Origin of the sequence: Roseovarius sp. D0-M9, from assembly GCF_037083805.1 — a bacterium.
GTDB lineage: Bacteria > Pseudomonadota > Alphaproteobacteria > Rhodobacterales > Rhodobacteraceae > Roseovarius.
In genome coordinates this window covers 1-24,513 of sequence record NZ_JBAPKZ010000036.1, presented here as the reverse complement: position 1 = coordinate 24,513, position 24,513 = coordinate 1, and the positions used below count along the sequence as shown (strand labels likewise).

The 24,513-nt window shown below is 59.0% G+C and carries 22 protein-coding genes and 4 pseudogenes; 13 read left to right on the top strand and 13 right to left on the bottom strand.

Annotation, left to right across the window (positions count from 1 at the left end; translation table 11 throughout):
- Window positions 1-196 precede the first annotated feature (196 nt).
- Window positions 197-1,630, bottom strand: a complete 1,434-nt coding sequence (locus V8352_RS18015; RefSeq protein WP_336425676.1) for a trypsin-like peptidase domain-containing protein — start codon at window positions 1,628-1,630, stop codon at window positions 197-199.
- A gap of 661 nt (window positions 1,631-2,291) precedes the next feature.
- Here V8352_RS18015 and V8352_RS18010 point away from each other — a divergent pair.
- Window positions 2,292-2,633, top strand: a complete 342-nt coding sequence (locus tag V8352_RS18010; RefSeq protein WP_336425675.1) for a hypothetical protein — start codon at window positions 2,292-2,294, stop codon at window positions 2,631-2,633.
- 237 nt (window positions 2,634-2,870) lie between these two features.
- Here V8352_RS18010 and V8352_RS18005 read toward each other — a convergent pair whose 3' ends face one another.
- Entirely contained in the window at window positions 2,871-3,812 is a 942-nt protein-coding gene (locus V8352_RS18005) for an IS1595 family transposase (protein WP_336425674.1), read from the bottom strand.
- Window positions 3,813-3,979: 167 nt separating this feature from the next.
- Between V8352_RS18005 and petA the strand changes: the two genes are divergently transcribed.
- Entirely contained in the window at window positions 3,980-4,558 is a 579-nt protein-coding gene (gene petA, locus V8352_RS18000) for a ubiquinol-cytochrome c reductase iron-sulfur subunit (protein WP_336425673.1), read from the top strand.
- A 99-nt stretch (window positions 4,559-4,657) separates the two neighbouring features.
- Here the strand turns inward: petA and V8352_RS17995 are convergent.
- A pseudogene (locus V8352_RS17995) lies at window positions 4,658-4,840 on the bottom strand (IS256 family transposase); the annotation flags it as partial.
- A 444-nt stretch (window positions 4,841-5,284) separates the two neighbouring features.
- Between V8352_RS17995 and V8352_RS17990 the strand changes: the two are divergent.
- Window positions 5,285-5,650: pseudogene (locus V8352_RS17990) on the top strand (IS110 family transposase); the annotation flags it as partial.
- 264 nt (window positions 5,651-5,914) lie between these two features.
- Here V8352_RS17990 and V8352_RS17985 read toward each other — a convergent pair.
- The 4 genes from V8352_RS17985 to V8352_RS17970 form a co-directional block, all read right to left on the bottom strand.
- Complete coding sequence (locus V8352_RS17985) at window positions 5,915-6,571, bottom strand: hypothetical protein (RefSeq protein WP_336425672.1); 657 nt, start codon at window positions 6,569-6,571, stop codon at window positions 5,915-5,917.
- A 300-nt stretch (window positions 6,572-6,871) separates the two neighbouring features.
- Window positions 6,872-7,180 (bottom strand): hypothetical protein, encoded by a 309-nt coding sequence (locus tag V8352_RS17980; protein WP_336425671.1) that lies wholly within the window; start codon window positions 7,178-7,180, stop codon window positions 6,872-6,874.
- A 200-nt stretch (window positions 7,181-7,380) separates the two neighbouring features.
- Window positions 7,381-8,151, bottom strand: coding sequence for a formate/nitrite transporter family protein (locus V8352_RS17975; protein ID WP_336425670.1), 771 nt, complete (start codon window positions 8,149-8,151; stop codon window positions 7,381-7,383).
- Window positions 8,152-8,252: 101 nt separating this feature from the next.
- On the bottom strand, window positions 8,253-9,209 hold the full coding sequence (locus V8352_RS17970; RefSeq protein WP_336425669.1) for an alpha/beta fold hydrolase: 957 nt from the start codon (window positions 9,207-9,209) through the stop codon (window positions 8,253-8,255).
- A 680-nt stretch (window positions 9,210-9,889) separates the two neighbouring features.
- On the opposite strand from V8352_RS17970, the gene V8352_RS17965 reads away from it, so the two are divergent.
- The 4 genes from V8352_RS17965 (at window position 9,890) to V8352_RS17950 (ending at window position 13,767) form a co-directional block, all read left to right on the top strand.
- A complete protein-coding gene (locus tag V8352_RS17965) occupies window positions 9,890-11,104 on the top strand; it encodes an MFS transporter (RefSeq protein ID WP_336425668.1) in 1,215 nt (404 codons plus the stop codon).
- Window positions 11,105-11,341: 237 nt separating this feature from the next.
- A complete protein-coding gene (locus V8352_RS17960; RefSeq protein WP_336425667.1) occupies window positions 11,342-11,896 on the top strand; it encodes a 3'-5' exonuclease in 555 nt (184 codons plus the stop codon).
- A gap of 724 nt (window positions 11,897-12,620) precedes the next feature.
- Window positions 12,621-13,043 (top strand): response regulator, encoded by a 423-nt coding sequence (locus V8352_RS17955; protein WP_336425666.1) that lies wholly within the window; start codon window positions 12,621-12,623, stop codon window positions 13,041-13,043.
- A 106-nt stretch (window positions 13,044-13,149) separates the two neighbouring features.
- Entirely contained in the window at window positions 13,150-13,767 is a 618-nt protein-coding gene (locus tag V8352_RS17950; RefSeq protein WP_336425665.1) for a hypothetical protein, read from the top strand.
- A 329-nt stretch (window positions 13,768-14,096) separates the two neighbouring features.
- On the opposite strand, the pseudogene tnpA reads toward V8352_RS17950, so the two are convergent.
- Window positions 14,097-14,406, bottom strand: a pseudogene (tnpA, locus tag V8352_RS17945) (IS200/IS605 family transposase); the annotation flags it as partial.
- On the opposite strand from tnpA, the gene V8352_RS17940 reads away from it, so the two are divergent.
- The 3 genes from V8352_RS17940 to V8352_RS17930 all read left to right on the top strand — a co-directional run bounded on the left by V8352_RS17940 (window position 14,326) and on the right by V8352_RS17930 (window position 16,024).
- Window positions 14,326-14,655 carry a hypothetical protein gene (locus V8352_RS17940; protein WP_336425685.1) on the top strand — a complete coding sequence of 110 codons (330 nt, stop codon included), beginning with the start codon at window positions 14,326-14,328 and terminating at the stop codon, window positions 14,653-14,655. The pseudogene tnpA and the gene V8352_RS17940 sit on opposite strands and share 81 nt — an antisense overlap.
- Before the next feature lie 31 nt (window positions 14,656-14,686).
- Entirely contained in the window at window positions 14,687-15,361 is a 675-nt protein-coding gene (locus tag V8352_RS17935) for a type 1 glutamine amidotransferase domain-containing protein (protein ID WP_336425663.1), read from the top strand.
- A 66-nt stretch (window positions 15,362-15,427) separates the two neighbouring features.
- Window positions 15,428-16,024, top strand: coding sequence for an SDR family oxidoreductase (locus tag V8352_RS17930; protein WP_336425662.1), 597 nt, complete (start codon window positions 15,428-15,430; stop codon window positions 16,022-16,024).
- 253 nt (window positions 16,025-16,277) lie between these two features.
- On the opposite strand, the gene V8352_RS17925 is transcribed toward V8352_RS17930, so the two are convergent.
- From V8352_RS17925 to V8352_RS17910, 4 genes and pseudogenes are all read right to left on the bottom strand, one after another.
- Entirely contained in the window at window positions 16,278-16,484 is a 207-nt protein-coding gene (locus tag V8352_RS17925; RefSeq protein WP_336425661.1) for a hypothetical protein, read from the bottom strand.
- 113 nt (window positions 16,485-16,597) lie between these two features.
- Window positions 16,598-17,884, bottom strand: a complete 1,287-nt coding sequence (locus V8352_RS17920; RefSeq protein ID WP_336425660.1) for a hypothetical protein — start codon at window positions 17,882-17,884, stop codon at window positions 16,598-16,600.
- A 136-nt stretch (window positions 17,885-18,020) separates the two neighbouring features.
- The gene (locus V8352_RS17915; protein WP_336425659.1) at window positions 18,021-19,817 is read right to left on the bottom strand and encodes a CoA transferase; all 1,797 of its coding nucleotides are present in this window, start codon (window positions 19,815-19,817) and stop codon (window positions 18,021-18,023) included.
- A gap of 373 nt (window positions 19,818-20,190) precedes the next feature.
- Window positions 20,191-21,533, bottom strand: a pseudogene (locus V8352_RS17910) (IS1380 family transposase).
- Window positions 21,534-21,599: 66 nt separating this feature from the next.
- On the opposite strand from V8352_RS17910, the gene V8352_RS17905 reads away from it, so the two are divergent.
- The 3 genes from V8352_RS17905 (at window position 21,600) to V8352_RS17895 (ending at window position 23,418) form a co-directional block, all read left to right on the top strand.
- A complete protein-coding gene (locus tag V8352_RS17905) occupies window positions 21,600-22,523 on the top strand; it encodes a GlxA family transcriptional regulator (RefSeq protein WP_336425658.1) in 924 nt (307 codons plus the stop codon).
- Between the two features lie 343 nt (window positions 22,524-22,866).
- A complete protein-coding gene (locus V8352_RS17900; RefSeq protein ID WP_336425657.1) occupies window positions 22,867-23,199 on the top strand; it encodes a hypothetical protein in 333 nt (110 codons plus the stop codon).
- A 78-nt stretch (window positions 23,200-23,277) separates the two neighbouring features.
- Window positions 23,278-23,418, top strand: coding sequence for a hypothetical protein (locus V8352_RS17895; protein ID WP_336425656.1), 141 nt, complete (start codon window positions 23,278-23,280; stop codon window positions 23,416-23,418).
- A 670-nt stretch (window positions 23,419-24,088) separates the two neighbouring features.
- Here V8352_RS17895 and V8352_RS17890 read toward each other — a convergent pair.
- The coding region (locus V8352_RS17890; RefSeq protein ID WP_336425655.1) for a transposase at window positions 24,089-24,513 on the bottom strand (425 nt) is incomplete at its 5' end.

Below are 24,513 nucleotides of genomic sequence, written 5' to 3'. Positions count from 1 at the left end.
CAGCTGTAATCGGCGTGATCGCGCTCCTCGTGGGCGAGCTGGAGATCAACGGCAAGACAAGCATCTGCATGGCGAAGGATTTGCGTCCCGGCTTTCAATCACCTCAGCCTTGGTGTCGCCATCGCCTTGTGCCGATGCTTCGAGCTGATCCCGAACCTCGCTTAGTTCGCGCGCGTGCCCACCGAGCGGGTCTGCTCTACTCGCTCTGCGCTGCGTCTTCTGGCGCCGCCTCGACGGCAATGAATACCCCTTTGCCATTTCGGTTGATGCGAAGCAGAAGCGGACGTTCGGCTTGTCGTGCCTTCGCCCATGCGCTCGAAAGCGCCTCGACGGTTGCCACATCCTGACCTGAAGCACTGCGGATCACGTCGCCCTTCATGATACCCGCCTTCGCGGCGGGGCTGCCGGGCTGCACGCCCTGCACGAAGAGCGCCTGACCTTCTTCGAGGCCAAGATTGCGGCGCACCAGTTCAGGCACCGGAGAGACGCTGACGCCCATCATCTCGCCCTCGGGGGGCATGGCCTCGTCGTTTTCTGACGCACGCGTGCGCTCGCTCAATGTCAATGTGACCTCGATGCGCTCACCGTCGCGAAAGATCGTGATGGGCACCTCTGATCCGGGCGCGATATCCGCAACCCTGCGAGAGATTTCGCGCGGATCTTCAACGGGCTGGCCGTTGAGGGAAAGAATCACATCGCCTTCACGAATACCCGCCACCGCAGCCGGTGCGCCAGGCTCTACCCCCGAAACGATGGCGCCCTCGGTGCCGTCAAGCTCGAGAGCGCGTGCAAGGGCCTCGTTGATGCCCTGCAAGCTCACGCCGATAAAGCCGCGCTCGACCACCCCTGTCTCGATCAGTTGCTGCACCACGCCCTGCGCGATGCTGGACGGCACGGCAAAGCCGATCCCGACATTGCCGCCGCCGGGCGAGAAGATTGCGGTATTGACGCCGATGACCTCACCATCCGTGTTAAAGAGCGGCCCACCCGAATTGCCCGAATTGATTGAGGCATCGGTTTGCAGAAACGCATCGTAGGGTCCCGCACCAATCACGCGAGACTTGGCCGACAGCACGCCGACCGTGACAGTGCCGCCAAGCCCGAAGGGACTTCCAATGGCAATCGTCCAGGTTCCGGGTTCCATTGCATCGCTGTCGCCCCAAGGAGCAACGGCGATATCGTCCGTATCAGCGACCCGAAGGACCGCGATGTCGGTTGCAGGGTCCGTGCCAATCAGCTCCGCCTCACGCATCGTGCCATCCGCGAGACGAATCTCAAGTTCGGAGGCGCCTTCAACGACGTGATTGTTTGTAACGAAATAGCCGTCTTCGCTAATCATGAAGCCGGATCCGCCCGCCACTCTTTCTCGCTCTGGCGCCTGCTGGCCGGGTTGTTGGCCGAACGGGCCAGGATTTCCGAAAGGCCCACCTTCCGGGACAGCACGGTCCGGCGGTGCCATGCCACGCGCAGTGATGCCGACGACTGCTGGGCTGAGCTCTTCCACGATGGCCGTGAAATCGCTTGGGGGCGTCATCTGCGCGTCTTGCGCCTGCGACGACGCGCCGGCGATCGTAAAGCAGATCGCCAAGGCGCCCGCGAAAACAGTATGATGCAGCAATTGGTTTGTCATAGTACTCTCCTTCATATTCGCCCAATATCATTGAATTGAAACTGGCCGCGAACGGCGCGCCATCGGCGACAGACCCCCATTTGTGTTGAACAACCCGGCGTAGAGCCTTCCGTTCCCGTTGATGCAGAGAAGCCCGTTTTGAAGCAAACTGGATTATTGCGCACCCTCTACGAGCTGAGGAACTGTGAGCTGGGCGTGAGTTATGTTATGGTGGGCTGCGTGCAAACGAAGGTCGATCGCCTGAAGGGATCGCGCAGCAATTGATGCAACCAAGGGCGGGTATGTTTGCGCGGGTTTCTGACGCTTCACCTCGCGGCCGCATCGTGGGGTGCGATGATGCTGGTTAGCGCTTTGGTATTGTAGAAAATCCCCATGCTCCACCCCGACCGTTTACGTCGACAGCCACCTGGGGGTTCGCCACCGGTTAAGAAGATGGGCTTGAACTGTGTTTCGAGCTTCACTGCCGTGAATCTAATGGCGTGCCACTGCGGACTTTGTATCGCGCGCGTGGCAATCAATCACAAAAATACCAGTGGTGTGCTAAAATTTTACCGGTGTTAGCCCTCTCAGAGATAAGGGCCGGAACACGACTTGGGTCCAAGATCTCGTGTTGGTACTCAAACCGCGTGACGAGACATTAAATTAAGATAGGAGAACGACAATGAAACTTCCAGAAGCTACGAAACCTGCCCTTTGGGGTGCAGTCGGCGGTGCAATCGTCGCGATGATCATCGGTTTTTCCTGGGGCGGATGGGTGACCGGCGGCACGGCGGTCGAGATGAGATCGGCCGGCGCAGAGTCGGCCGTCGTTCGGGCGTTCACCCCGCTATGCGTAGCCAAGGCCGAACAACAGCCTGAACAGATTGCGTTGCTGAAAGAAGAATCAAGCTATCAGCGCGACGACTTCGTGATCGAGGCCGGCTGGGTCAGCAACGTGAGCGAGAAGTATCAGTCGGAGGTGGCCGATTCCTGTGCGGAGTCGATCGTCGAAGGAATGGAATAGGATCAGGTTCAGACAGAATTTGAACCATAAATGAACCTTCTTTAAAATCGATAAAAATGCGGCAGCTCGATCTGCCGCATTTTCTTTGCTTAGTATCCTAAGGCTTATCCCTGTGAAGCCGGTTTCTCTACATGTTGATTTGTCCGGGCAGCCTGTGAATCCTGGTTTCGGCCTGTAATCGGGGTGAAGAAGGCTTTGACGGAGCGGTGGTAGCAGTGTGCCCGGCTGGTTTTCGCCTCAGACGCGCTGCGCGACGAAGTCGCGATACGTGGCCGGGGCAAGGTCGACCCCTATCCCGAGCAACCTGTCGAAGGCGCCGTGCATGTGTCGGCGGCGGTTCCATCGGAACACGAGCTCGTCGAGGTAGCGCTGCACGTGGCGCTTCCGGAGGCCGTGGAAGGTGCCCTTGGCCCATCGCTTGAAGTTCGAGAAGACGCGGTGGACCCAGTGTAGGAGGTCGTGCGCCTTCCGACCCGTGACGACGCGGACCTCGTGAGTGTTCGCCAGCGGGTTTTCGTATCCGAGCCAGCCGTCGGTAACGATGTGCGCTCCGGGTTCGACGGATCGACCGATGAAGCCATGCAGGGTGTCCCGCGACCCGTTCGTGATGTGCTCGAGCCGGATGCGACGGGGCTTCCCGTCCTCCGATAATTCAACTGCCCCAACGACGAAAATCTTGCCCACGGGGCTTCTTCCACCCTTGGGGCGGTCGACGGGATCGTGCTTTGAGCGGAAGGGCATTTCGGTCTCGTCGATCTCGACGAGGTCTTGCAGGAGGCTCCGATCGGGGTCAACCATCGCGCGCCGGAGCTTTTGCAGAAGCAGCCATGCTGTCTTGTAGCTGCCGAGGCCCAACTGGGCCTGGAGCTGGAGCGCCGAGATCCCGTTGGAGTGGCTCGCTATGATATGCGCGGCCAGGAACCAGGTCCGCAGCGGCAAATGGCTGCGGTGCATGATCGTGCCCGCGGTCACCGAGGTCTGCCGCCCGCAGCCCGAGCACTCCCATGTCGGCCGCTGGCGCCTCAGCGCCCACCCCGAAGTGTGGCCGTATCCGGGATAGACAAAGCCGTCCGGCCAGCGCCGCTCAACAAGATACCGGGCGCACGCTACCTCGTCAGGGAAGCTCGCCTCAAAGGCTTGGCACGACATTGGCCGGTCGGTTTTCCAGCGGGAGGGCACGGTCAGAACATTGCATGAACATCGTCCGACGGCAACCCTTCACTCACAAGATCTGGGGAGGCCGGAGCCAAAGGGATAAGCCTTTCATTGGAACATGTGTTGCTCTCGCCCGTTGCTGTGGTGAGGGAGAGTCCTCAACTGACCTGTCGTAACTAAGGGAGAGCAACTTGGCGGAGGAAGACACTGACTCAGGTACCCGTAGAGACTTCCTTTATTATGCGACAGCTGGCGCTGCGTCTGTCGCGGCTGGTGCCGCCGTATGGCCATTGATCAACCAGATGAACCCGACCGCTGATGTACTCGCGCTGAGCTCCATTCGCGTCGACGTTTCTGGGGTGGAACTTGGCACCCAACTTACTGTTGCATGGCAAGGCAAACCGGTCTTTATCCGAGCCCGAACGGCGGAAGAGATCGCGGCGGCTCGTGAGGCGGATGCGGTGCAACTGATTGATCCTGTGGCGCGCAATGCCAACCTGCCCGGAGAAGTGCCTGCTCTGGATGAGAACCGCGCGCTCCCGTTCGAAGGGAGTGATATGCCCGAAGGAACTTGGCTGGTCATGATTGGTGTATGCACCCATCTGGGGTGCGTGCCTCTGGGTGAAGCAGGGGATTTTAATGGCTGGTTCTGCCCTTGCCATGGATCACATTATGATACGTCCGGTCGTATTCGCAGCGGGCCGGCCCCCCTCAACCTGTTAGTCCCTATTGCCAAGTTCGTGGATTCTACCACCATTGAACTTGGTTGACCCACTGCTGGCTCAGGATGCCGGCATTTGCCCGCAGTTTGGAACATGGCTCGAACGCACCGGTCGGTGGAGATATGCGCAGAAGTTGGTGACACTTGATCAGGCGGCGGCTTGAAGTTGGCGGAGCCCGTCGCGGAACTCAATCCCCTGGATGATCTCGGGCAGTCGATTTTGACCGTCGAGCTTGCGCCATTTCTTTTGGGCGGACATCATCAGCTTGAAGGCCATGGCCAGTCCGGTTTTGCGGCTCAGGCATCCTTTGGTGCGTTTCGTTCGATGCCGCCGGGAGTATCATGAACTCTGTGTATCTGGCCCGGCCCATGCGGTTTCAGATACTCAAAGGCTTGGCGCGACATTGACCGGTCGGTTTTCCAGCGGGAGGGCATGGTCAGAACATTGCATGAACACCGTCCGACGGCAACCCTTCACTCACAAGATCTGGGGAGGCCGGAGCCAAAGGGATAAGCCTTTAGTATCCGAGGGAAGGAACTACCTTTAATCGTGAACCTGCAAACTGGGTCGCTCGACGGCAGCACGCCAAGCTTGCTGTCGTTCTTGACTTAGTCTGTGCTCGTCGACTGGTGTTCTCACCGTCTCCATGTTCATGGACGGCGCTCACCTTTTGCAGGGTGACGGGCTGGTCAGATTAATAGGTCTATCCTTGGCAACCCGTCGGTCATTTTGATGGCCGCGGCTTTGACATCTATTGCCACTGGCTCAGAGGCTATGTGCGCAAAGAAGACAGGATGCATCGAAGACCTCGCCGTCATCGGGATCGACGTCGGGTAGGATACGTTTCATCAGGTCGGGCCAGTTGGTCATGCGCAAGCAGATCAAGCGCTTGGCAAAGGATACCTTTTTTGAGCAACTCCCAGGATACATCGTGTGGATGGAGGCTTGCCTCAGCGCCCATTTTGCCAGCCAAACTCTGCGGGGTATGGGGTTCGAGCCGCGGATCATACCGGCGATTTACATGAAGCTTTTCAACAAGGGCAGAAGAACGATTACGACGACGCCGAGGCCATCGCAGAAGTAGCGTTGCGGCCCAACCCTCGGACTGTTTCAGAGAAGGACCAAGATCAACTCGACCTTCCCAACCCGGAGCGGAAGCTACGCGGTGGACTCGAACCTGCGATAGCCGACCCTCACCGCGCAGGGCCTGAACTGGCAGGATACGGAGGAGCGGACGCTCTCTCTGGGAGGGTGAATGGGCAGCGCGAAGCTGCAACTCCATCGGCAAGAGCGCTGTGAACCACGCCGTAGCATCTCTTCTTGAGACAGATGAGGTGCGGCAACAGAAAGGCCGCCGCGGGATATAAGGCCCGCGGCGGCGCAAAATCAACCGGAGGCACGATCTCACTGATTGTCCGACGACATTTCGTCGGAACCGGCTTCCATCGGCTCGCCATCGGGACCGTAGAACACTATTTCGACGTCAGCGGCGAGGTCTTGCTGAACACCCTGAACGGCTTGTTGCTGAAGCTGCTGCTCGATCTGAAGACGGATGTCTTCGAGCGGCGGCAACTCCTCCTCGGTCTGCTCGGCGATCTCGTCATAGGTCTGCTGCACCGCTTCATCGGTAACGCGATTCTCGAGCTCGCGCACGAGGTAAACCTGGACCATGGCGTCTTCACGGGCCACGTCAGCGGACTGCTCGACGATCGACTGGACCTCGGGATCCTCACCGAGATTCTGCGCCTCGGCCTCCTGCAGCAAGAGTTCTCGCAATACCGTCTGCTGCACCGCCATGGATATCAAAACTTGCGGCGGCTGTTGGCGCATCCGGGGCGGTAGGCTGTCGATGAATTCGCTCACGTCAGAACCGATGATCTCGGTCTCACCCACCGACGCGATCCGCTGATCCGGATTTATCAATTGTGTAGCGTCGGCCTGGGTCTGGCTTTCGCTGGACCCGGATGACCCGCTTTCCTGAGCCGCCAGCGGCGTGGTGGCGAGGGTGGCGATCATCGCGATACCTACAGTGGTGCGGTGCAAAAGGGTCTTGGAAGTCATGTTGTTTCTCCTCTGGATGTTTCGGCCTGCTGGAAACAGGCCGGACGTTTGATTGGAAAATCAGTTTTCGTCTGGCTGATCAGACCGAAGCGCCGACGACCGAATCGAGGTGTACTCGTCTTCGGATAGGTGAATTTCTTCATAGTCATCGTGTTCGCTTCGTTAGGCTTGCAAAAGCGACTGTCATGGCCGCCTTCGTCCCCTAACAACACGGTGCTCGAGCCAGCGTTCCCGATTTCTGGACACGTCGGATCAAGAGAATGCAGGTTTTCACGCGTTTCGCATCCGGCAGGCCGACACTCAGAACATCAGTGCAAACACCAAGACCGCCAGCAGCGCTGCGATGCCCAGCCCAAGCCCCAAGCGTTTGTTCGACATCTGCTTTGTCCCGGGGCTGCCGGCACTGCGATCTGGGTGGTCTTGCAGACCGGCATCGCCGGGGCCGGCCGGGACTTCGCCCGTTTCCGGATCGGGGCGGGCAGGTCGGTGGCGAGGATTTTGTCCGACGCTCCTCTCGGGGGTCCTGGACGCCTCGTTCACTTCGGCGCGCTCCTCGTTGGGCGTTCGCGGCAGCGTTGCTGCCGGGTCTGTGCGGTCCTTGTTGGACATGATGGTCTCCATTTCTTGCCTGGCGCTTGAATCTTGAAAAGAAAATGCACGGCGCCACGCGAACGTTCCGCTTCTGCGCGGGCACCTTCGCCGGCCGCAGTGTCGGCGGGCACCCTCACAGAATGGCGACGGGCGCTTCCCGAACATGCTCCTTGCTCCCGAAAATGATCGTTCGCGATCCAATCCAATGGCCCGGCGGCTCAGCCTTTCGCCTGCGCGATATGGGTCAGGGTAACGAGACCGAGACCACCGACCAGATTTCCCGCCGTCACGATCAGCAGGCACCTTGCAAGATCCCAAATTGCTACCCGGGCATCCAGAAAAATTCCGAACAGCACGTGCAGCGACGTCACGACGACGTGGTCGAACGGTCCGATGGTCAGTAGGAACCCGACCATGTAGGCCATGACGATCCGACTGTTCACAGTGTTTACCGCCTGCAACAGAAACGACAGCAGCGTCACGAGCGCACCGCCCGATATGGCCTTGACGAAGAAGACGAGATTGCCACGCCCTGCAATCTCCTCGGCCGCCCGGGTTAGCGCCGCAGGCGCGCCGTCGGGTAACGCACCCTCAAGTGACAGGATCCACGCGAAAAACCCGCCGCCCAGAAGATTCAGCAGGAAAGTTACGCTCCACAGGCGGAAAAGAAGGCCAATCATGCCGAGGTTTCTCCGGTCCACGATGGTCGCCACCGGGTCGAAGAAATTTTCAGAAAACAGTTCGGCGCGCCCGACCACCAGGAACACGACGCCGGGTGCAAACGCAAGCGCGCCTGCAATCCGGCGGGTGCCGTGAGATGCCCCGGTCAAAAGCGCTTCAACGGTGCCGAGGGCGACCATCCCGAAGATGATGGTGAGGCCCGCGATGAAGCCGGTCGCAATCAACTCGATCATCGATTGATCGAGACGCCGCTGACCTTCATTGGCGGCGCGCTGAAACGCTTCGGCTGGGGTCGGGGCAATTGACATGTGTGGTCTGCTCTTCCGCGTTGGTCTGTTCGCGGGGCTGCGGCCGATCTCGTCACGGACCCGGTCGGACGTGTAGCGACCGACACGGCGAACGACAGCGCCTATTGAAGCGTCTCACCCCAATCCTGGATGGCCGCTGCGGCGTGTCCGGCCGCCTCGAAGACCGCGGCGTGCGAGCCACCCGGCAGAATCGCGAGCGTCGACTCGGGGATCGCATCCGCCATGTCGCGCGACACCGACACTGCATAGAGCGCATCTTCGATACCGACCATGACCAGCGCCGGAACTTCGATCTCACCCAGCATGTCGGTGAAATCTGGTCGCTCCGCCAGCGCGATGGCGCCGCCCCGTCCGGCCGCGTCGGTGGCGCCCTGCATGATGTCAGTCAGGTACTCGGCGTATTCAGGCTCGTTGAGGCGCGTCACACCTGTGAGCATGTCGGGTATGAGCGCGGGCATGATGGGCGCGAGCCCGTTCTCAGAAATCACCGTCTCGACACCGCGCCACAGTCCAGCCTCGGGCGGGCCCGCGGAACCGGCCGTGGTGTCGATCAGGATCATTCCCGAAAAGCGTTCCGGCGCCATCTGATACATTGACAGCGCGATCGGACCGCCCATCGACATTCCGCCGATCGCTGCCTGCTCGATACCGAGATGGTCGAGCACCGCAAGCGCATCCTCGGCATAGACTTCGATGGAGTTAGGCACATCAGGTGCGTCGCTGAGCCCGTAGCCGCGGTGGTCCACGGTGATCACGGTCCAGTCGTCCTCGAGCGCCGCGCGAACGCGTCCGAACATCGCCCCCGAAAGCGGGTAGCCGTGCAGCAGGAGCAAGGCCGGGCCGTCGCCGGCGGCTTGATAGAAGATTCGTGCGCCGTTCACGTCCGCATACTCGCCTACACGCTCGGATGGCGCGGGGAGCGCGGAGACGTTCGGCACCGAAAGCTGTTCGTCTACAAGGGACCCAACGTTTTCCTGTGCGGCAAGCGGGGCCACCAGAATGAGGAAAGCTGTAACAGTGCCAAGAAAGCTGGCGCGTGAGCGAAAATGCGTATTCATGCGGTGTCCTTGTCTATAGGGAACGCGAGGAAATGGCCGGAAAAGGTGGCGGCTCGCAAGTAGACAACTTGACCAGCCGCTGTGCGTTCCCGGCAGCATCCTCTGAGTAACGGCCGGCTTAACTGTCTACCGCGAGCGCCTTGCTGCAGACGCATCGCAGCGAACGGCGGGAAGGTTACGCACTGCGGTTATCCACAGCCATGAAATGATGCACGCTGCACGAATGGCTGGTTCGGTGACGCTCCGATGCAGCTTCGGACCAGATGGCGAGCCTCCGGTCTGGGCTGTGAGCGGCGCGGGCAGGGCGGAGGACTTGCGGTGCATTTGCGTAAATCTGGAATACGTTATCACGAAGCGCACACTTTGATCCGGCAACACACGAACAAAGCTCGGAATTTTCGGATCATTCTTGCTTCGCCGAAAAATACGGAGGGTAGTGAAAAGCCCGGAGCAGAAGCCGAACGCGTCGATCGGATGCTGGTCAGGAACCACTCGATCAACGTTCGAGCAAAGGCGGAAAATTCCCCCGGGTCTATGCCGTCATCGCTTGCAATCACGGACGTGACGCTGTTGACTTTGCCTCGCGGATACCTGGCCCGGAGGTGCCGTGGACACCTGCTTGAATTCCGCGAGGCCCAGAAATGATAGTCATTTTGCGCGTTTGGGCCCTACTTTTTGGCGTGTTCCTCATCATGATCGGCAACGGCATGCAATCCACGCTGATGGGCATTCGCGGCGGGCTGGAAGGGTTCTCGACATCCGAGCTATCGGTTGTGACCTCGACCTATTTCGCCGGTTTCCTGATCGGCTCCCGCATGGCGTCGAGCTTTATCCGCAGTGTCGGTCACGTGCGGGTCTTCGCGGCCTTAGGCTCCTTCATGTCCGCGGGTCTCATCGCCTTTCCGATGTTCGTGGAGCCCTGGGCTTGGGCGCTCATCCGTCTGCTGCTGGGTTTCTGCCTGTCGGGCGTCTACGTGTCAGCGGAGAGCTGGCTGAATGAGAAGGCTACTAACACGACCCGCGGCACGATTCTGTCGGCCTACATGCTGGCGCAGACCTTCGGCCTTGTCGGGGCGCAGCTGCTGGTTGGCGTGACGCCCGTCGAGACATTCACCGTGTTTGCGATCGCTTCCATCCTGGTGTCGCTTTCCTTCGCCCCGATCCTGCTGTCGGCCAGCCCCGTGCCGTTGGCGGAAAACATCAAGCCGATGAGCCTGAAGCGGCTCTACCAAACCTCTCCCCTGGCGACGGTGGGGACCCTGCTGCTGGGCGGCGTGTTCGCGGCCCAGTTCGGCATGGCGTCGGTGTATGGCAGCGAGATCGGCCTGTCGACTGGCCGGATCACCACTTTCGTGGCCTCGATCTTCCTCGGCTCCATCGTGTTCCAGTTGCCCGTGGGCTGGTTGTCGGACATCTTCGACAGGCGCCTGCTGATCCTCGGCGTCGCCGTGATGGGAGGCGTCGCCAGCCTGACGCCCTGGGTCTTCGGTCCGAGCTTTCCGGTCCTGCTGGGGACGGGTTTCATGATGGGCGGCATGGCCTCGCCGCTCTACTCACTGCTGATCGCCTATTGCAACGACTACCTCGAACTCGAGGATATGCCTGCCGCCTCGGGCGGAATCATCTTCATCTACGGAATCGGCGCCATTGCCGGGCCGCTCATCACCGGCCAGATGATGAGTCTGATCGGCGATGAAGGGTTCTGGCTGTTCATCGCCGGCACCTTCCTGTCGATCGCCGCCTGGTGCGCCTACCGCATGACGATCCGCTCGGCGCCCTCGGTGGACGAGGCGGGCGACTATGTTTCGCTGGTGCCGACCGCCTCGCAGGTGGCCGTGACCGCCGTGACAGAATGGACGACCGAGCAAGACGAGAAGGGTGAGAGTGATGGATGAACCGTCGTGCAAACCGTTTTCAATCGGCCACAGACCTCACCATCACTTCGATTTCTTATTGGTACAGTGCAGATCAGGCGTCCGTAGTGCGCCCCATAAACATCCCTATGCTGATTGTGCTGATCCAATTCCGTCGGACTTTGCTGGCTGACAGTCGAATTCTTTTTTTTCTTCTTCGTTCCGAAGCTTAATGGCCAACCTCTTCACCAATGTAGCTTGCACGAGGTGAAACACGATATGAAAACAACCACTGACATCGAGGTCTACGCGGCCTTGGACTTTGAAGCGTCGAGTCTTTCGCCGGATAGCTGGCCAATCGAAGTTGGTCTGTCATGGCTGGAAAACGGATACGTTCAAACTTGGAGCTCGTTGATCCGGCCCGCTTCGAATTGGAGCCTTTTCGATTGGTCCTTACAGAGTGCCGCAGTGCATGGCATCACGCTTGAAGCTTTGCATGACGCTCCCATCGCGGCTGAGGTTGTAGATAAATTTTTTGAGCACCTGACGGGAAAAGTGCCTGTATCCGGGGCGTCACGGCACAAAAGGTCGAGGACTACGACCATGTTTCCTTTGCGCATTTTTCCGGCCTGGCACTCGATATGCTTTACGAAAGCCTTGAAAGGGATCCGGCGCCGCATCGTGCTGGGCCGGATAGCGCACGGCTCGTCAGGGCTTGGCGCAAAGCCCAACAGTACTGAAATCAAGGCGCGGCTCCCGGCGCGATCTTTCACCAGAAAAATGCTTCGTTCTGAAACGCAATGGCCAATGTCCTCGTCAATGGCGGGCTGCTGACCATGGATCTCTGGTGAGGCGCATAGTGCCCCTTTCTATGGAAAGGCTTTGCAACTGGGCACGACGAGAAGGAGGCTGTGTAAGTTTGTGTCGTCAAAAGAGCACGCTTACGGCTCTGTTTTTTGCAAACCGTGTGCGATCCACATGGAAAGTCCATAAAGCCGAGAGGGACGGACCTTCATGTCTGGCTACTCAACCGCAGAAAACTCCGCAGTGTGCAAGTTCACCGGGCCCAAGATTTTCAGCGTGCAGCGAACGGCCGGTTCGACGGGCCGCGCCGCAGCATAGCACCGACACTACGAACGGCAGCTCCGGGCCGTTCACGAAATGCGGACGAGAGGGCGGAAAGTGTGAGTTCGCTGCATCTGCAAGGGCATTCTGTCAAAGACATGAAAGCGGTCATTCACGGCTCAGGTTCAACGCCCCCATGCTCCACCAAGCATCAAGGTCAGCAACGCGCGGATGGCTGCCTCTGCAAATTCAGTGCTCGGAAACGGTCTTTCGCGCTCTGCTGCAACAAAGATCCGTGGTACCATTCTTTTTGATCAACCTGACTGTAGGTTCCTGAAAATCCGCGTCAGCTTTCTTGTTCTTCCCAACATCATTGGTTACGAACTAATGAGCAGCATGGTTCTTAAAGCGCTGCTGATGTAATCCTTCGGCGCCAAAAAAGATTAGATCGATATGCCTTTTTAGCGACTGATCACATAGCCAGACCGAGACCATGATGACCAAGCCGATCGCCAGACAAGCCTTGCCGGCCAGCACGATCGAGCCCGGGTCCAAGCACGTGCTGGTGGTCGAAGACGACGACATGGTGCGCGAGCACGTCGTGCAGCAGGTCGCCTCACTCGGTTATGAGGTGTCCGAGGCCCCGGACGGTCCCGCTGGGCTTGCGATCGTCCGTGAGAGCAGGAACATCGATCTGATGTTTACTGATGTCGTTATGAGGGGTGGGATGTCCGGTCATGATCTGGCCAAGGCGGTTGAAGAGCTGCGCCCTGAACTGCCCATCCTGTTCACGTCCGGCTATAAAGAGTCAGATATCGTCTCCGCTGATCGACTAAATCAGGAGTTCGAACTATTGCAGAAGCCCTATCGAAGACGGGAGCTCGCGCACCGTCTGCGCAAGATGTTCGGGGACTGACAAAATTCGTTGTGGCGACATCTGCATCGTCGACCAGATGAATTCGCGATTTTTAGATGGCCGCGATCAATAAATTGCTATTGTAGCCATAGAAGGGACGCCACGCATGACTGTCTCGCATCAAAGCCTTCTTGACGCCATGGACGGGATTACCATGGTCCTCGATTCTGATTTGCACATCGCACAGATTGGCGAGCCAAACTGGCTCCAGTTCTTCGAAGATAATGCGCCGCAAGATAAAGACGCTCAAGATCGATCAAATAAAATTGTGCTCGACCAACCAGTGACGCAATTCATTGCCGGTGATGCGGTCCGCAGGACTTTCACAGACCTTTTCAACAGCGTACTCAGCAAGAAGCGCGCAGCCGTGCAGTTTGATTACCGCTGCGACGCGCCGAAACTGCGACGTGACATGCGTCTTTCGGTCAGACCAATCAAAAATGATGATGACGTTAGCCACCTGCTTTATCAGTCTATAACGCTCTCGGTTCAGCAGCGCCCGGCGTTACCCCTGTTCGGCGCTGCAGTTGCGGATCACGATGCAGAGGATATCCTGACCCTTTGCGCAATATGTGCCCGCGTGGCTTGGCCCATTGGGGCGCCGACCGGCAGGCGAGAATGGATTGAGCCATCCGAGTACTATCGGCGAGGTGGTGACGAGGTCGCCCTGCTCTCGCACGGATTTTGCAAGGACTGTTTCGCACGGATTCAGGAAGAAGATTGAAAAGATGGAAAGGCTCCCAGCAATTGACGCAATAACATGCCGCAAAGCCGCCACATGGCGCTTTCTGTGCCGCCCTTCATGTGATGGCCACTGTTGGTAATCAGGAGCCGTCGGAACGACGCTTTCGGGTGCCCTCTCAATCCCGCCGCGGAGCCTCCGCCCGCGCCGCCGGCCCCGTATGCAAGAGCCCCGGGCCGATCGCAATCACGATCATCGATCCGGAACTCGCGAACGGCATAAGCTCGAGCGGGGGGACGGTCAGCAGCAGGCTGAGGACCACAACGCAGGCGGCGGTTTGCCGACATTCGCTGCACCTGCAAACTGAACGACTACCGGCTGGCGCCGGTAGGATCAGCGATGTGCTGTTCCAAGTACAATGTCTTCGGTGATGGCGCCGTTGGTTGTTGAGAAGTACCCGCGCCCCCAAAACCTACGTCCCCAATATCGCCTGCGCAATTCGGGAAATTCCCGTTGTACTTTGTGGGACGAACGGCCCTTCATCTTGCGCACCAGGTCCGAGATCGCGAGCTTTGGCGGCACCGACACGAACATGTGGACATGATCGCTCGACAGCACCCCGCGCAAGATGTCGACCTCGTTCTCGCGGCAGACCTGACGGCAGATGTCGCGCACCCGCAGGCGCAGCGAAGGTCGGCAGTGAGCCCCTACTGCCTTTCCCTGTCTGCTCCTACGCTGCGGCGCGGCTTCGCGCAGGCTCCGACGCGTGCGGCCGACGAGGCGCCAGGCGAACTGCTGGTCCAGTTTCTCAGTCAGAACTGCCGCTGGAAGTCGGTATCAGGAAGAATTGATCACCTGACTGGAACAAGCACCCGCAGCATTCGTTGGTCTGCTGAACGCAGGCTTTCGACGAATGCGTCGGTGGCCTGATTGTTTGAATTGCAATATAAAGGAATAATGGATGAAAATTCTCATGGTTTTGACATCACATGACAAGCTCGGCGACACGGGCAACAAGACTGGTTTCTGGCTCGAGGAATTCGCCGCTCCTTACTATGTGTTTAAGGACGCAGGCGCCGACGTCACACTGGCTTCACCAAAGGGTGGTCAGCCGCCGGTTGATCCGACCAGCGACGCGGCCGATGCGCAGACTGACGCGACAAAGCGGTTCAAGAGCGATGATGCAGCGCAGAAAGATCTCGCCAACACAGACGTTCTGTCAACCGTCTCTGCTGATGGGTATGATGCTATCTTTTTCCCAGGCGGTCACGGGCCCCTCTGGGACCTCGCCGAGGACAAGAGTAGCACCGCGCTAATCGAAGCCTTTGACAAATGCGACCGTCCCATCGGCGCGGTGTGCCACGCCCCCGCAGTGTTCAAGCACCCCAAGGGTGCAGACGGCAAAGCGCTGGTGTCGGGAAAGACCGTGACCGGCTTTACCAACACCGAAGAAGAAGGCGTTGGTCTCACCGATGTGGTGCCCTTTCTGGTTGAAGACATGCTGAAGTCAAACGGAGGCGACTACCAGAAGGGTGACGACTGGGCATCGTTCGTCGTGACCGATGGCAAGCTGGTGACGGGCCAGAACCCTGCATCCTCCGAAGAGGCCGCGCGCAAGCTGCTCGCACTTCTGTGAGAAACCGTTCGGGGCGGACATGCGTTGGCCCCGACACGACTTGAACAGGCTGAATTGGATCATCTCATGAAAATCCTTGTTGCCGGTGCCACCGGAAAGACGGGCCTGCGCCTAATGAATGAACTGAAATCAAAGGGACACTCGACCGTTGCCCTGGTTCGCGAAAAGTCCGATACAAGCGGCCTTCCGAAGGACACAGAACTGCGCCACGGCGATCTTACCGACCTTCAAGACGATGTCTGCGATGGCTGCGCGGCAGTGATCTTTGCCGCCGGGTCCGGTGGGTCTACCGGCCCCGAAATGACCGAAAAGGTCGACCGTGACGGCGCGCAAAGACTGATCGACATCGCAGCCTCTGCCGGTCTGTCCCGTTTCGTAATGCTCAGCAGCGTCGGCGCGGAAGACCCCGACCCTGACAGTGAGCTCGGCCACTACCTGCAGGCAAAACACGAGGCCGACGAACGTCTCAAAGCGTCCGGCCTTTCGTATGCGATCGTCCGGCCCGTCAGCCTGACCGATGACGATGGCAACCGCGAGATGGCCTTTGGCGACGATGTTGACGTCAAGGGCAAAGCCGCACGTGGCGACGTGGCCGCCGTTCTCGCGCAAGCGGTCGATGACCCGAAGTGGACGAACAAGGTCGCGCTGATGCAGTCGGTCTGAGAAGAAGAGCAGAAGTTATCCTGACCCCGGTGCACGTCCAGCATTGGGGTTTTTCTAAATGGGTTAGCGGGAATCACAAACTGAAAATTTGCGCTGGCATCATCAGCGAGAGCCTGTATTCGACGTGGTCGAAGGAATTCCTTGAAGCGGGCAAGCAACGCCTGGCCGGGGATACTGCCCGCCAGGCGACATCGCCTGAGGTCAAGGAACTGCGCTCGGGATCGGCATGAATGTCGGTAATTCGATCACGCGATTACCGTTGCGGCTGAAAGTCCTTGCTCGCCAGCAATGCCGCTGCGCCGATCATAAGTGCGCCGCAAATCTTGTTCACTAAGCCGAAGGAAAATCGCTTGAGTACCGTAGCGGCTTGCACTCCCAGCCACCCCCAGAGCAGCAGGATAGCCCCATCAACCACCAGATATGTAATGCCGAGAATGAACAGTTGAGGCAGCACAGGCATCGTCGGGTCATAAACTGAGGAAAGAGCGCACCAAAAAACATGACGGCAAACGGGTTTGCCATGGATGTCACAAACCGCACACCTCATGGTTTGGCATGCGCCCAAAAAGGTATTCAGAGTCGGCGCCGCCTGCGTTCAGACCTTTCGGCCATTAGCCATGCGCGGGCCTGAATCGTGATCGGTGGCGCATCTGGATCAAGGCGCCGCAGCGCATCCGTCAGTGCCTTCTCGATTTTCTTCATCTTGGGGGAGGATGAAGGTGGAACTCCCCCTGCCGATGCAACGAAGGAAGCCGCGAAGCTCGCATTATCGAGGAGCTGGCCCAGTGCTTCGTTAATGATGGCGATACTGGACTGGTTCGATGCAACGAACTTCTCTGCGGCCTCCGATACTGCTGCTGGCGTAGCTGTTTCGATGTCGCCGTGCACCAGGGCTTGCATGCGACGCGCTGCGTGCATGGCTTCGTCGGTTACCCCATCCCCATTCATCCTGTTGGCGAGATCCTCGGCAGCAGATATGATCGCATTCGGTGGTAGAGCTACAACCTGTCTGAATGAGTTGACCTTTGGGCTGTCGACGCCGTGTTGTGATATCTTGAGCGCGGCTATTTCGAGGTCTGCATAAATGAGAGCGGAGGACGCCTCGACGGGATCTTCGGCGCTTCGAGGGCCGGCAATGGTGGCGATCGCGAGAGCCAAGGAGATTCCGGCCCATTCCATGGCAATCTCGTTGGATATGCCGAGGCCAAAGTCGTTTGCGGTGATAAGTCCCATAGCCCTCAGGATAGCGCTTCCATAGAGCGCCGGCTCGAGGATGCCATGCTCGCCAGCAGTATCTTCGATCGCCGCGTAGATATCTCGACAGTTGGCTCCACTAAGTTCAACCGCGATCTCGCCTGCGACATTCATGCAAAAGCCGTTTGTTTTGCGAGACGTGGGCGCGAGCTGACCAATCCGCTTCAAGAGGCAGATGGTCCAATCGCGGACAGCGATATTGCAGGAGACAACCTCGGAATCAGCCATGCCATGATGCTCGGCGTGGTGGTCCATTTCGGGATGGGTATTGAATGCCTGCTGTATGGCCGCATCCAGTGCGGAATCGGTAAGGCCAAAGATTTCCACCAACCCAAGAGGTATCGTCGGGCAGAGCCAGATTGTTTCCGCTCCATTGACTTCGCCGCCCTGGAGTAAGTCGATATCGGCATCGAGCGCTTCGATGAATTCAAACAGGCCTGAGACATGCGCCGCTATCTGGCTGTTTTCTCTGTCGCCCGCTTCGGAGCCAAGATCAAGGTAGGGGTCGAACGAGCTGGCCTTTATGATCGCAACCAGGGCCGCTCGAGCCGACTTCGCTTTCGCCGGGAGAAGCGATAGGCGAGGTGTCCACTCTCGATACTGCACTCTCGTCTCCTGCAGTGTGATTTCGCGTACATCATGAGCACGCTTGTCAAGACTACCAGATTGAGCGCCCAACCGTTCCGGAAAGGCAGAGAGTGATAGAAAGGTCGGGGCGCTCGCTTTGGGAGCGCCCCAGTTTTTAGGCTACCAGCTTTTCATGCCGCCAGGCTTTCTTCTTCGGCGAATGCGATATCGCGAATACTGAGGAATCGGGCCCGCCGCCGAAGCGGGTCATCACTCCGGTCGCGGCCTGCGCGAGGTCGTCATATCCCAAATGGTCCGACTTCGGCCCAATGTGCGGTCCGCCAAACGCATCGAGTTGGACAAGTATCAGACGGGGGTTGATGTCCTTCAGCCGCTCTGGTGACAGGCCCAGGGCGTCGCGTTGCGCATCCGTGGCATTGATGGTGACGACATCAGACCGTTCCAGAAGCTTCTGGAGCGCGTTCTGGCCCTCTTCAGACCGAAGGTTGAGCAACACGCTCTGCTTGCCGCGCTGTGCATGCAATCCAAACACCACAGCGTTCCACGGATCGACTGTTGGTGTGACAGGCTGAACCAGCGTCACCTCCGCCCCGAACCGGACGAGCGTCGAGCCGATTGTCGGACCAGCTATCACGTTGGTGAGATCGAGAACACGAAGCCCTTCAAGCCACGGAAGATTTTGTGCCTCTCCAGTATGCAGGCGTGGCGCTTCCTCCAAAAGCTTCGGGAGATGTGTACGGGCATTGTCAAGCTCGGGTTCCGGACACTTGGCCGTGGCGTCAGGATCATCGGCAAGCCACGCCACATTGCCCATCTGCCGCATCGTTCCGTGCCGGATGCTCTCCACTTCCAGGATGATACCGGAGGCCAACGCATGCGAATCTGCCAGCCATTCTCGGGTGCTGCGCTGTGCCGTCGCCGGGGCCTTGGCGCGGCCGAACAGATCCTCCCATTCCGTTGCGGTTTTTGTAAGGAAGGCAGCCTGCATGGCGTCGGCCACGCGCTTGCGGTCCCGAACCCCGACGGGATAGTTTCTCAGGCTCCATTGGTCGGGCCACTGGGCACTGTCGAGATAGGGATCAAAATCGGGCAATTCGTCGGCCAGATCACCAAGACCCAGCGTTTCCAGCACCCGGTGGGGGTGCGTGGCGATGCTGCCCGCCACCACGTAGAATCCCCTTCCATCTGCGCAGCGATAGGTGCGGTAGAAAGGATCGAGAAATTCCGTCAACTCATCATAGCTGAGGTCCATCGCGAGGCCCTCGGCCGCGCGCCTGTCCAGCTCCACCTCTCGCGGGGATTTGTAACGCTCAGGGTAGTCCTGAATCTGCTCACAGTTATAGACAAGCCCTTCGAGAAGCGCCGACGCCAGCGGCACCTCGATATGTTCGCCCCCATTCCTGTCCCGGGCGCCGAGCGCGAAAAGAACCGACAGCGTGCCGAACGCCGCGCCATAGGCCGAAGCCAAACTCAAGGGGGTGAACGAGGTGTTGATGCCCATAAGTCGCCGGTTCAGCCCCATGTCGGTGAATTGTCCGGTTCGGGCGGCGATAATCGCTTCCCAGGCCGCAACCTTGGCCAGATCAGGATCAGTTGACGCGAACCCAGGGAGAGAGAGCGCAATGATCCCTGGGTTGATCTGTTGCAGACGGTCGGGCCCCAGCCCCAGCTTATTCATCACACCGGGGCGGAAATTCTCGATCACGACGTCAGACCGTGCAACCAGCGCCTCGGCCGTGCGCAACCCTACGCTGGACTTCAGATCCAGCACCAAGGACGATTTCCCGCGCGACAGCATCTCCGCTGCCGGGTCATTCCAGACTGGGCCGCAAGGTCTGTCGATCCGAATGACTTCCGCCCCCATATCAGCGAGCATCATGCCGACGAGTGGGCCAGCAAGATACTGCCCGAAGTCGAGAACACGGATATTTTCCAAGGGGCGAGGACTCATCTGATCTTCCTTATGGGGTGTATTTGGCTTGGCGGTCTCGGCTGGGTGCAGCGTGTTGGGTCGTCTCGCATCGCAGCTTTCACAACCAGTTTCTATGCTTGTGGAAATCTGGAGTTCGGGCTAATATTGCCAAAAACAGGTACGAAATTGCCAAACCAACCGATCCAGGTGGCGGTATTCCTTTCCGAGACTTTCTCGAACATCGTCTTAGCCGCAATAATTCATGACGCCTGAGATTTCTGATTTCGTTTCTGGTGAACGCTGGGTTGGATTTCTTGCGCGCAGGGGGTGTCGTCGTCTGGGTGTTTGACCCATCCGGCCTGGTTGATCTGGTAATGTGTGTGTTCGGTTTGGGGCGGGCGGTGCGTTCGCATTAATCGGTTCGCGGTGGTGCGAGGGCGTCGAAGAGGAAGCGTAGCAGCCCCTTTCGCGGACAAGATGTCGGCAGTGTGACGATTATTCGGGTCTTCTTCTCGACGATGGTGGCGGCCAGCTTGACGAGATGCAGCCGCAGCGTGTCGAACTGGGCATGTCGCCAAGGGGACCGCTTTGGACAAGCGGCCCGGAGTTTCCACCAAATCCAGTAGGCGCATCCGTGCAGCATCAGTCGCATCTGGTTGGCGTTCGCCTTCGAGCATGAGGTCCGGTCTGATGCGAGGTGGGCTTTCCAGGCCTTGATGTGGTTCTCGGCCTGGCCGCGCGCAGAATAGAGCTTCTCGTAGAGATGCTTGCCGCGACCGCCCTCGAGATTGGTGACGATGTAGCGGGTATCGCGCCCTCTGGGGCTAACCTCGACGCGGGCGATGACGCGTCGGGGTTTCGACCAGGATCGGGCCGCGTAGGAGAAAGACTTGAACCGGCGCAGTTTTTGACCGGGCGTGCGGGCGTAGCGCGCCGCCGTCGACGCCTCCAGGGCGGAGACGTTCTCCGCCAGACGGCCGTTCTTCGACAGGCCGAGGACATAGCGCAGCCCGAGCCTGTCACACAGGTCCAGAACCTCCGGTGTGCAATAATGGCTGTCGGCACGCAGCAGGATTTCGGTCTTGGGCCAGTGCGCGCGGATCTGCCGGATCAACCGGCGGATATGGGCGGCACTCTCGGCCCCCTTGGGGCGGCGGGCTGGGCGCAGCAGCGTTCCGACGAGCCGGCCTTCGCCGTCGAAGACGACGATCGGCTGAAAGCCATATTCATCGTAGTAGGAGTTGAACAGGCGCAGCTGCTGATGGCCATGAACCGCGTCAAAGGTATCGTCGATATCGAGCACAATCCGGCCCGGGGTGCGCGCAAAGGACTGGCAGTAGAACCGGACCATCTCGCGGCCCATGCGGATCAGCGCGCGGGTATCGGCCACGTTTTCCATGCGCGAGATCGTCGGCTGCGAGCACAGGCCGGCCCTGTTTCAGGGCCACGCTCCAGCGCGATCCTGAAGCCGGGGTCGTGCCGCAGGTCGGTCGCGTCATTGCCGTCTTCATACCCCGCCCCGATCATCATGATCCGGAAACCGATGATGTCGCACAGGCTGTGCTGGACTTTCGCCGGATCGCGAGGATCGCACAAGCAATCGGCCAGCCGCTGCGCCAGACCCGCCTTGCGCTCGATCTCGCGCAGCAGGGCCAGCCCGGCGTCGGAACTCATGTCGGCGCCATCAAACCCGAGCAGGATCGGCTTGCCATTGAGGGGTGACAGGCGGGGCGTGGAGCACGTAGGTTGGGCCATGGCGGAGGTCGTGATCCTGAAAATTGAGTGTTTTGGTGTCGACAACCAAAATATACCAAATTTCAGATGGTTACGCCACTTCCGCCGCCCTCTTGTGAATTATCCGGGTTAGCTTGCCTGCTCGAGCCTCTGCGAGTTGCCCGCGACAGCCACCAGGTCGACCTGAAGTGGTCATTTTTCACCTACGACGATCAGCCGGTGACCAGCTCAAGCGGGATGCGCATCGCCCCCAATACACTACTGTCCGAAAGGGGCCACTGCGACCTGGCGCTGGTGGTCGGCGGCGACTTCTTTCGCGAGGACGCCGATAACGACAAGGTCCGGCGCGGAATTCGCGCTCTGCGGGACTATGATGTGGTTATTGGAGCGGATACAGGAGCATGGCTGATGGCAAGGTGTGGCCTGCTCGACGGCCGGTCAGCAACGCTGCACTGGCAACTGATTGAGGAGTTTGCCGAGACATTCCCAGCCGTCAAGGTCTCACGTGACGGTTTCGTTCGAGACGGGCGCTATTGGACTTGCGGAAGCGCGGCCACTGCCCTCGACCTGATCTTGCATTTCATTGATACCAGTTTCGGCCCCGCAATCGCGTTTGATGTGTCGGCTATGTTTCTGCATGAACAATCGAGGGGAAAGGATACCGATACCGCACTTCCTTCATTGACCGGCCGTGGCTCTGCACGCCTTGGAAAGATACTGACCCTGATGACCGAAACGATCGAGGCTCCCTTGTCTCTCAAGGAACTTGCGGAACGCACCAATATCTCCAAGCGAACCATTTCGCGGCTCTTCATGGAAAAACTCGGTGTTCCACCTTCACGGTATTATACCATGCTTCGGCTGACACGCGCCCGCGACCTCGCCGCCCATACTGAAATGAGCCGACAGGATATTGCCCTGCGCTGCGGTTTCGCGACGACTTCGGGACTTCGGAAAGCCTTGCAAAAACAGTTTTCTCACGATGTGAATCTTTCGACACATTTGGAATGAACCAGAAGGAGACAGGCCTGCCACCCGCACGCGATGATTTGCTTTCCGATCACCGACCCGCAATGCGGACAGTGCCTGCCGGTCGACCAACCATAGGATGCCCTTCAGGAAGCGTTTCGCGTGCATCTCGCTCGGCATGCACCTCCAGATGTTCGGGCAGATGTCCGGGATCGACTTGAGTTCGATGATCATCAGGACTCTCCCGCCCGCTCCAGATCACACCCTGCCAGAGGACCGTTCGGAACGTCCGGACGCCAAAAACGTTGCAAAAGGTGGCCATGTGAAGCTTCCGGGGCACGGTCGACCTCGTTCACAGGGACCCTTGACCAGAAAGGATGAAATCATGACCAGCAACACCACACCGGCACAAGACCTTGAAACGGCTCGCATCGAGCCACAAAAAAAGTCCGTCACGCTCTTTCATGGATACGTATATACCTTGAAATTCTCAGGAACCAGTTCCTTGCTCTCCATCGGTCCGAAGGGCATTTCAGAAGTGCAAAAGCTGTTGTCAGCGCAAGCGACTCCATGTCTCGAAACAGGGTCTCCACAGGAACGAGACAGCCTGATCTCGATGCTCGATCTCAACGAGAAAACCGTGGCCAGGATCGACCGCAACTCGCAGGCTCTCGGATTGAGCTTTGCATCCTACCTCTCTGCAGATCTCACGTCGTGACCACCTCTCTTCGGCACCGTCCGGTCCAATGGTCGGACGCAAACAGGTTTGATTTGAACAACGTTAAGCTGCTCGTTGGTGCAATTGTTCTTACTACGGGCGCTCTACCTGCCACCGACGTCAGCGCAGGTGCTGGCGGCCTTGATGGACCACGGCACCTTGGCGGAAGCCTCCGCTGAACTTGGCGGCAAGTTGTCGGTGTTCATCGTGGCGGCCTGAAGCCTTGACCTCCGGAGGGACGGTTTCGCCGCGCGCAGCCGTCCTTTTGTCAGCCAACCCAGATCCGGTATGTATTTCCTCCTCAGGCTCTTCCCGGCTTGTAGGAATTCTTGAATCGACAACCTTGACACAGGACAGGCGATTATCCGTCCAGATGCTGCAGCGTGGTGCTACGGCATCCGCATGACGCGATTTTTGGGCTACAAGCTGCGTCGGCAGAGGTCCGCTCCCAGGTCATATTGACCGACGTCAGTGCCTTGGATGCTGCTCCTGCATTCGGTTGGTGCCAACCCTTTGCCGTCGGTCGAATTGGTTTCTGTGTGCCACGGATGCGCAGATGCGAAGTATCGTGATCGCCTCACTCAAGGCGGTTACTCGGCACGCCGCTGCCACACTCAATGATGCTGCAGGTAGGAACGGCGGCGATAAAGTGCAGATTCCGGGCTTTGCAAAATTGGACGCATTCAGCCCGCCGCACTGAACGGTGTTACTGTGCAAGTTTGTTAGCCCGGATAATTCATGAAGCTGCGGACTTGTGCTCAGGGGGGCAGTTTCCTGGGGTTTGGGTTTGTCTCGCGCACCCGACGTCGGCGTCCGGGTAGCAGGCCGTCCGGTGACTTGGGTCTCGGGTGATGTGAGTTGATGTTTCGGGGTTGTCGGGGCGCTTGCGTCAGGCTGCTTTCGGTGGGGCGAGGGCGTCGAAGAGAAGGTTGAGAAGTCCCTTTCGCGGGCACGATGCCGGCAGTGTGACGATGATCCGGGTCTTCTTCTCGATTATGGTGGCGGCCAGCTTGACGATATGCAGCCGCAGCGTGTCGAACTGGGCGCGGCGCCACGGTGAACGCTTCGGGCAAGCTGCGCGGAGCTTCCACCATATCCAGTAGGCGCAGCCGTGCAGCATCAGGCGCATCTGGTTGGCGTTGGCTTTCTGGCACGACGTCCGGTCCGCTGCGAGATGGGCCTTCCATGATTTGATGTGGTTCTCGGCCTGGCCCCGAGCGGAGTAGATCTTCTCATAAAGATGTTTGCCGCGGCCACCCTCGAGATTGGTGACGATGTAGCGCGTGTCCCGTCCCATGGGGCCAACCTCGACGC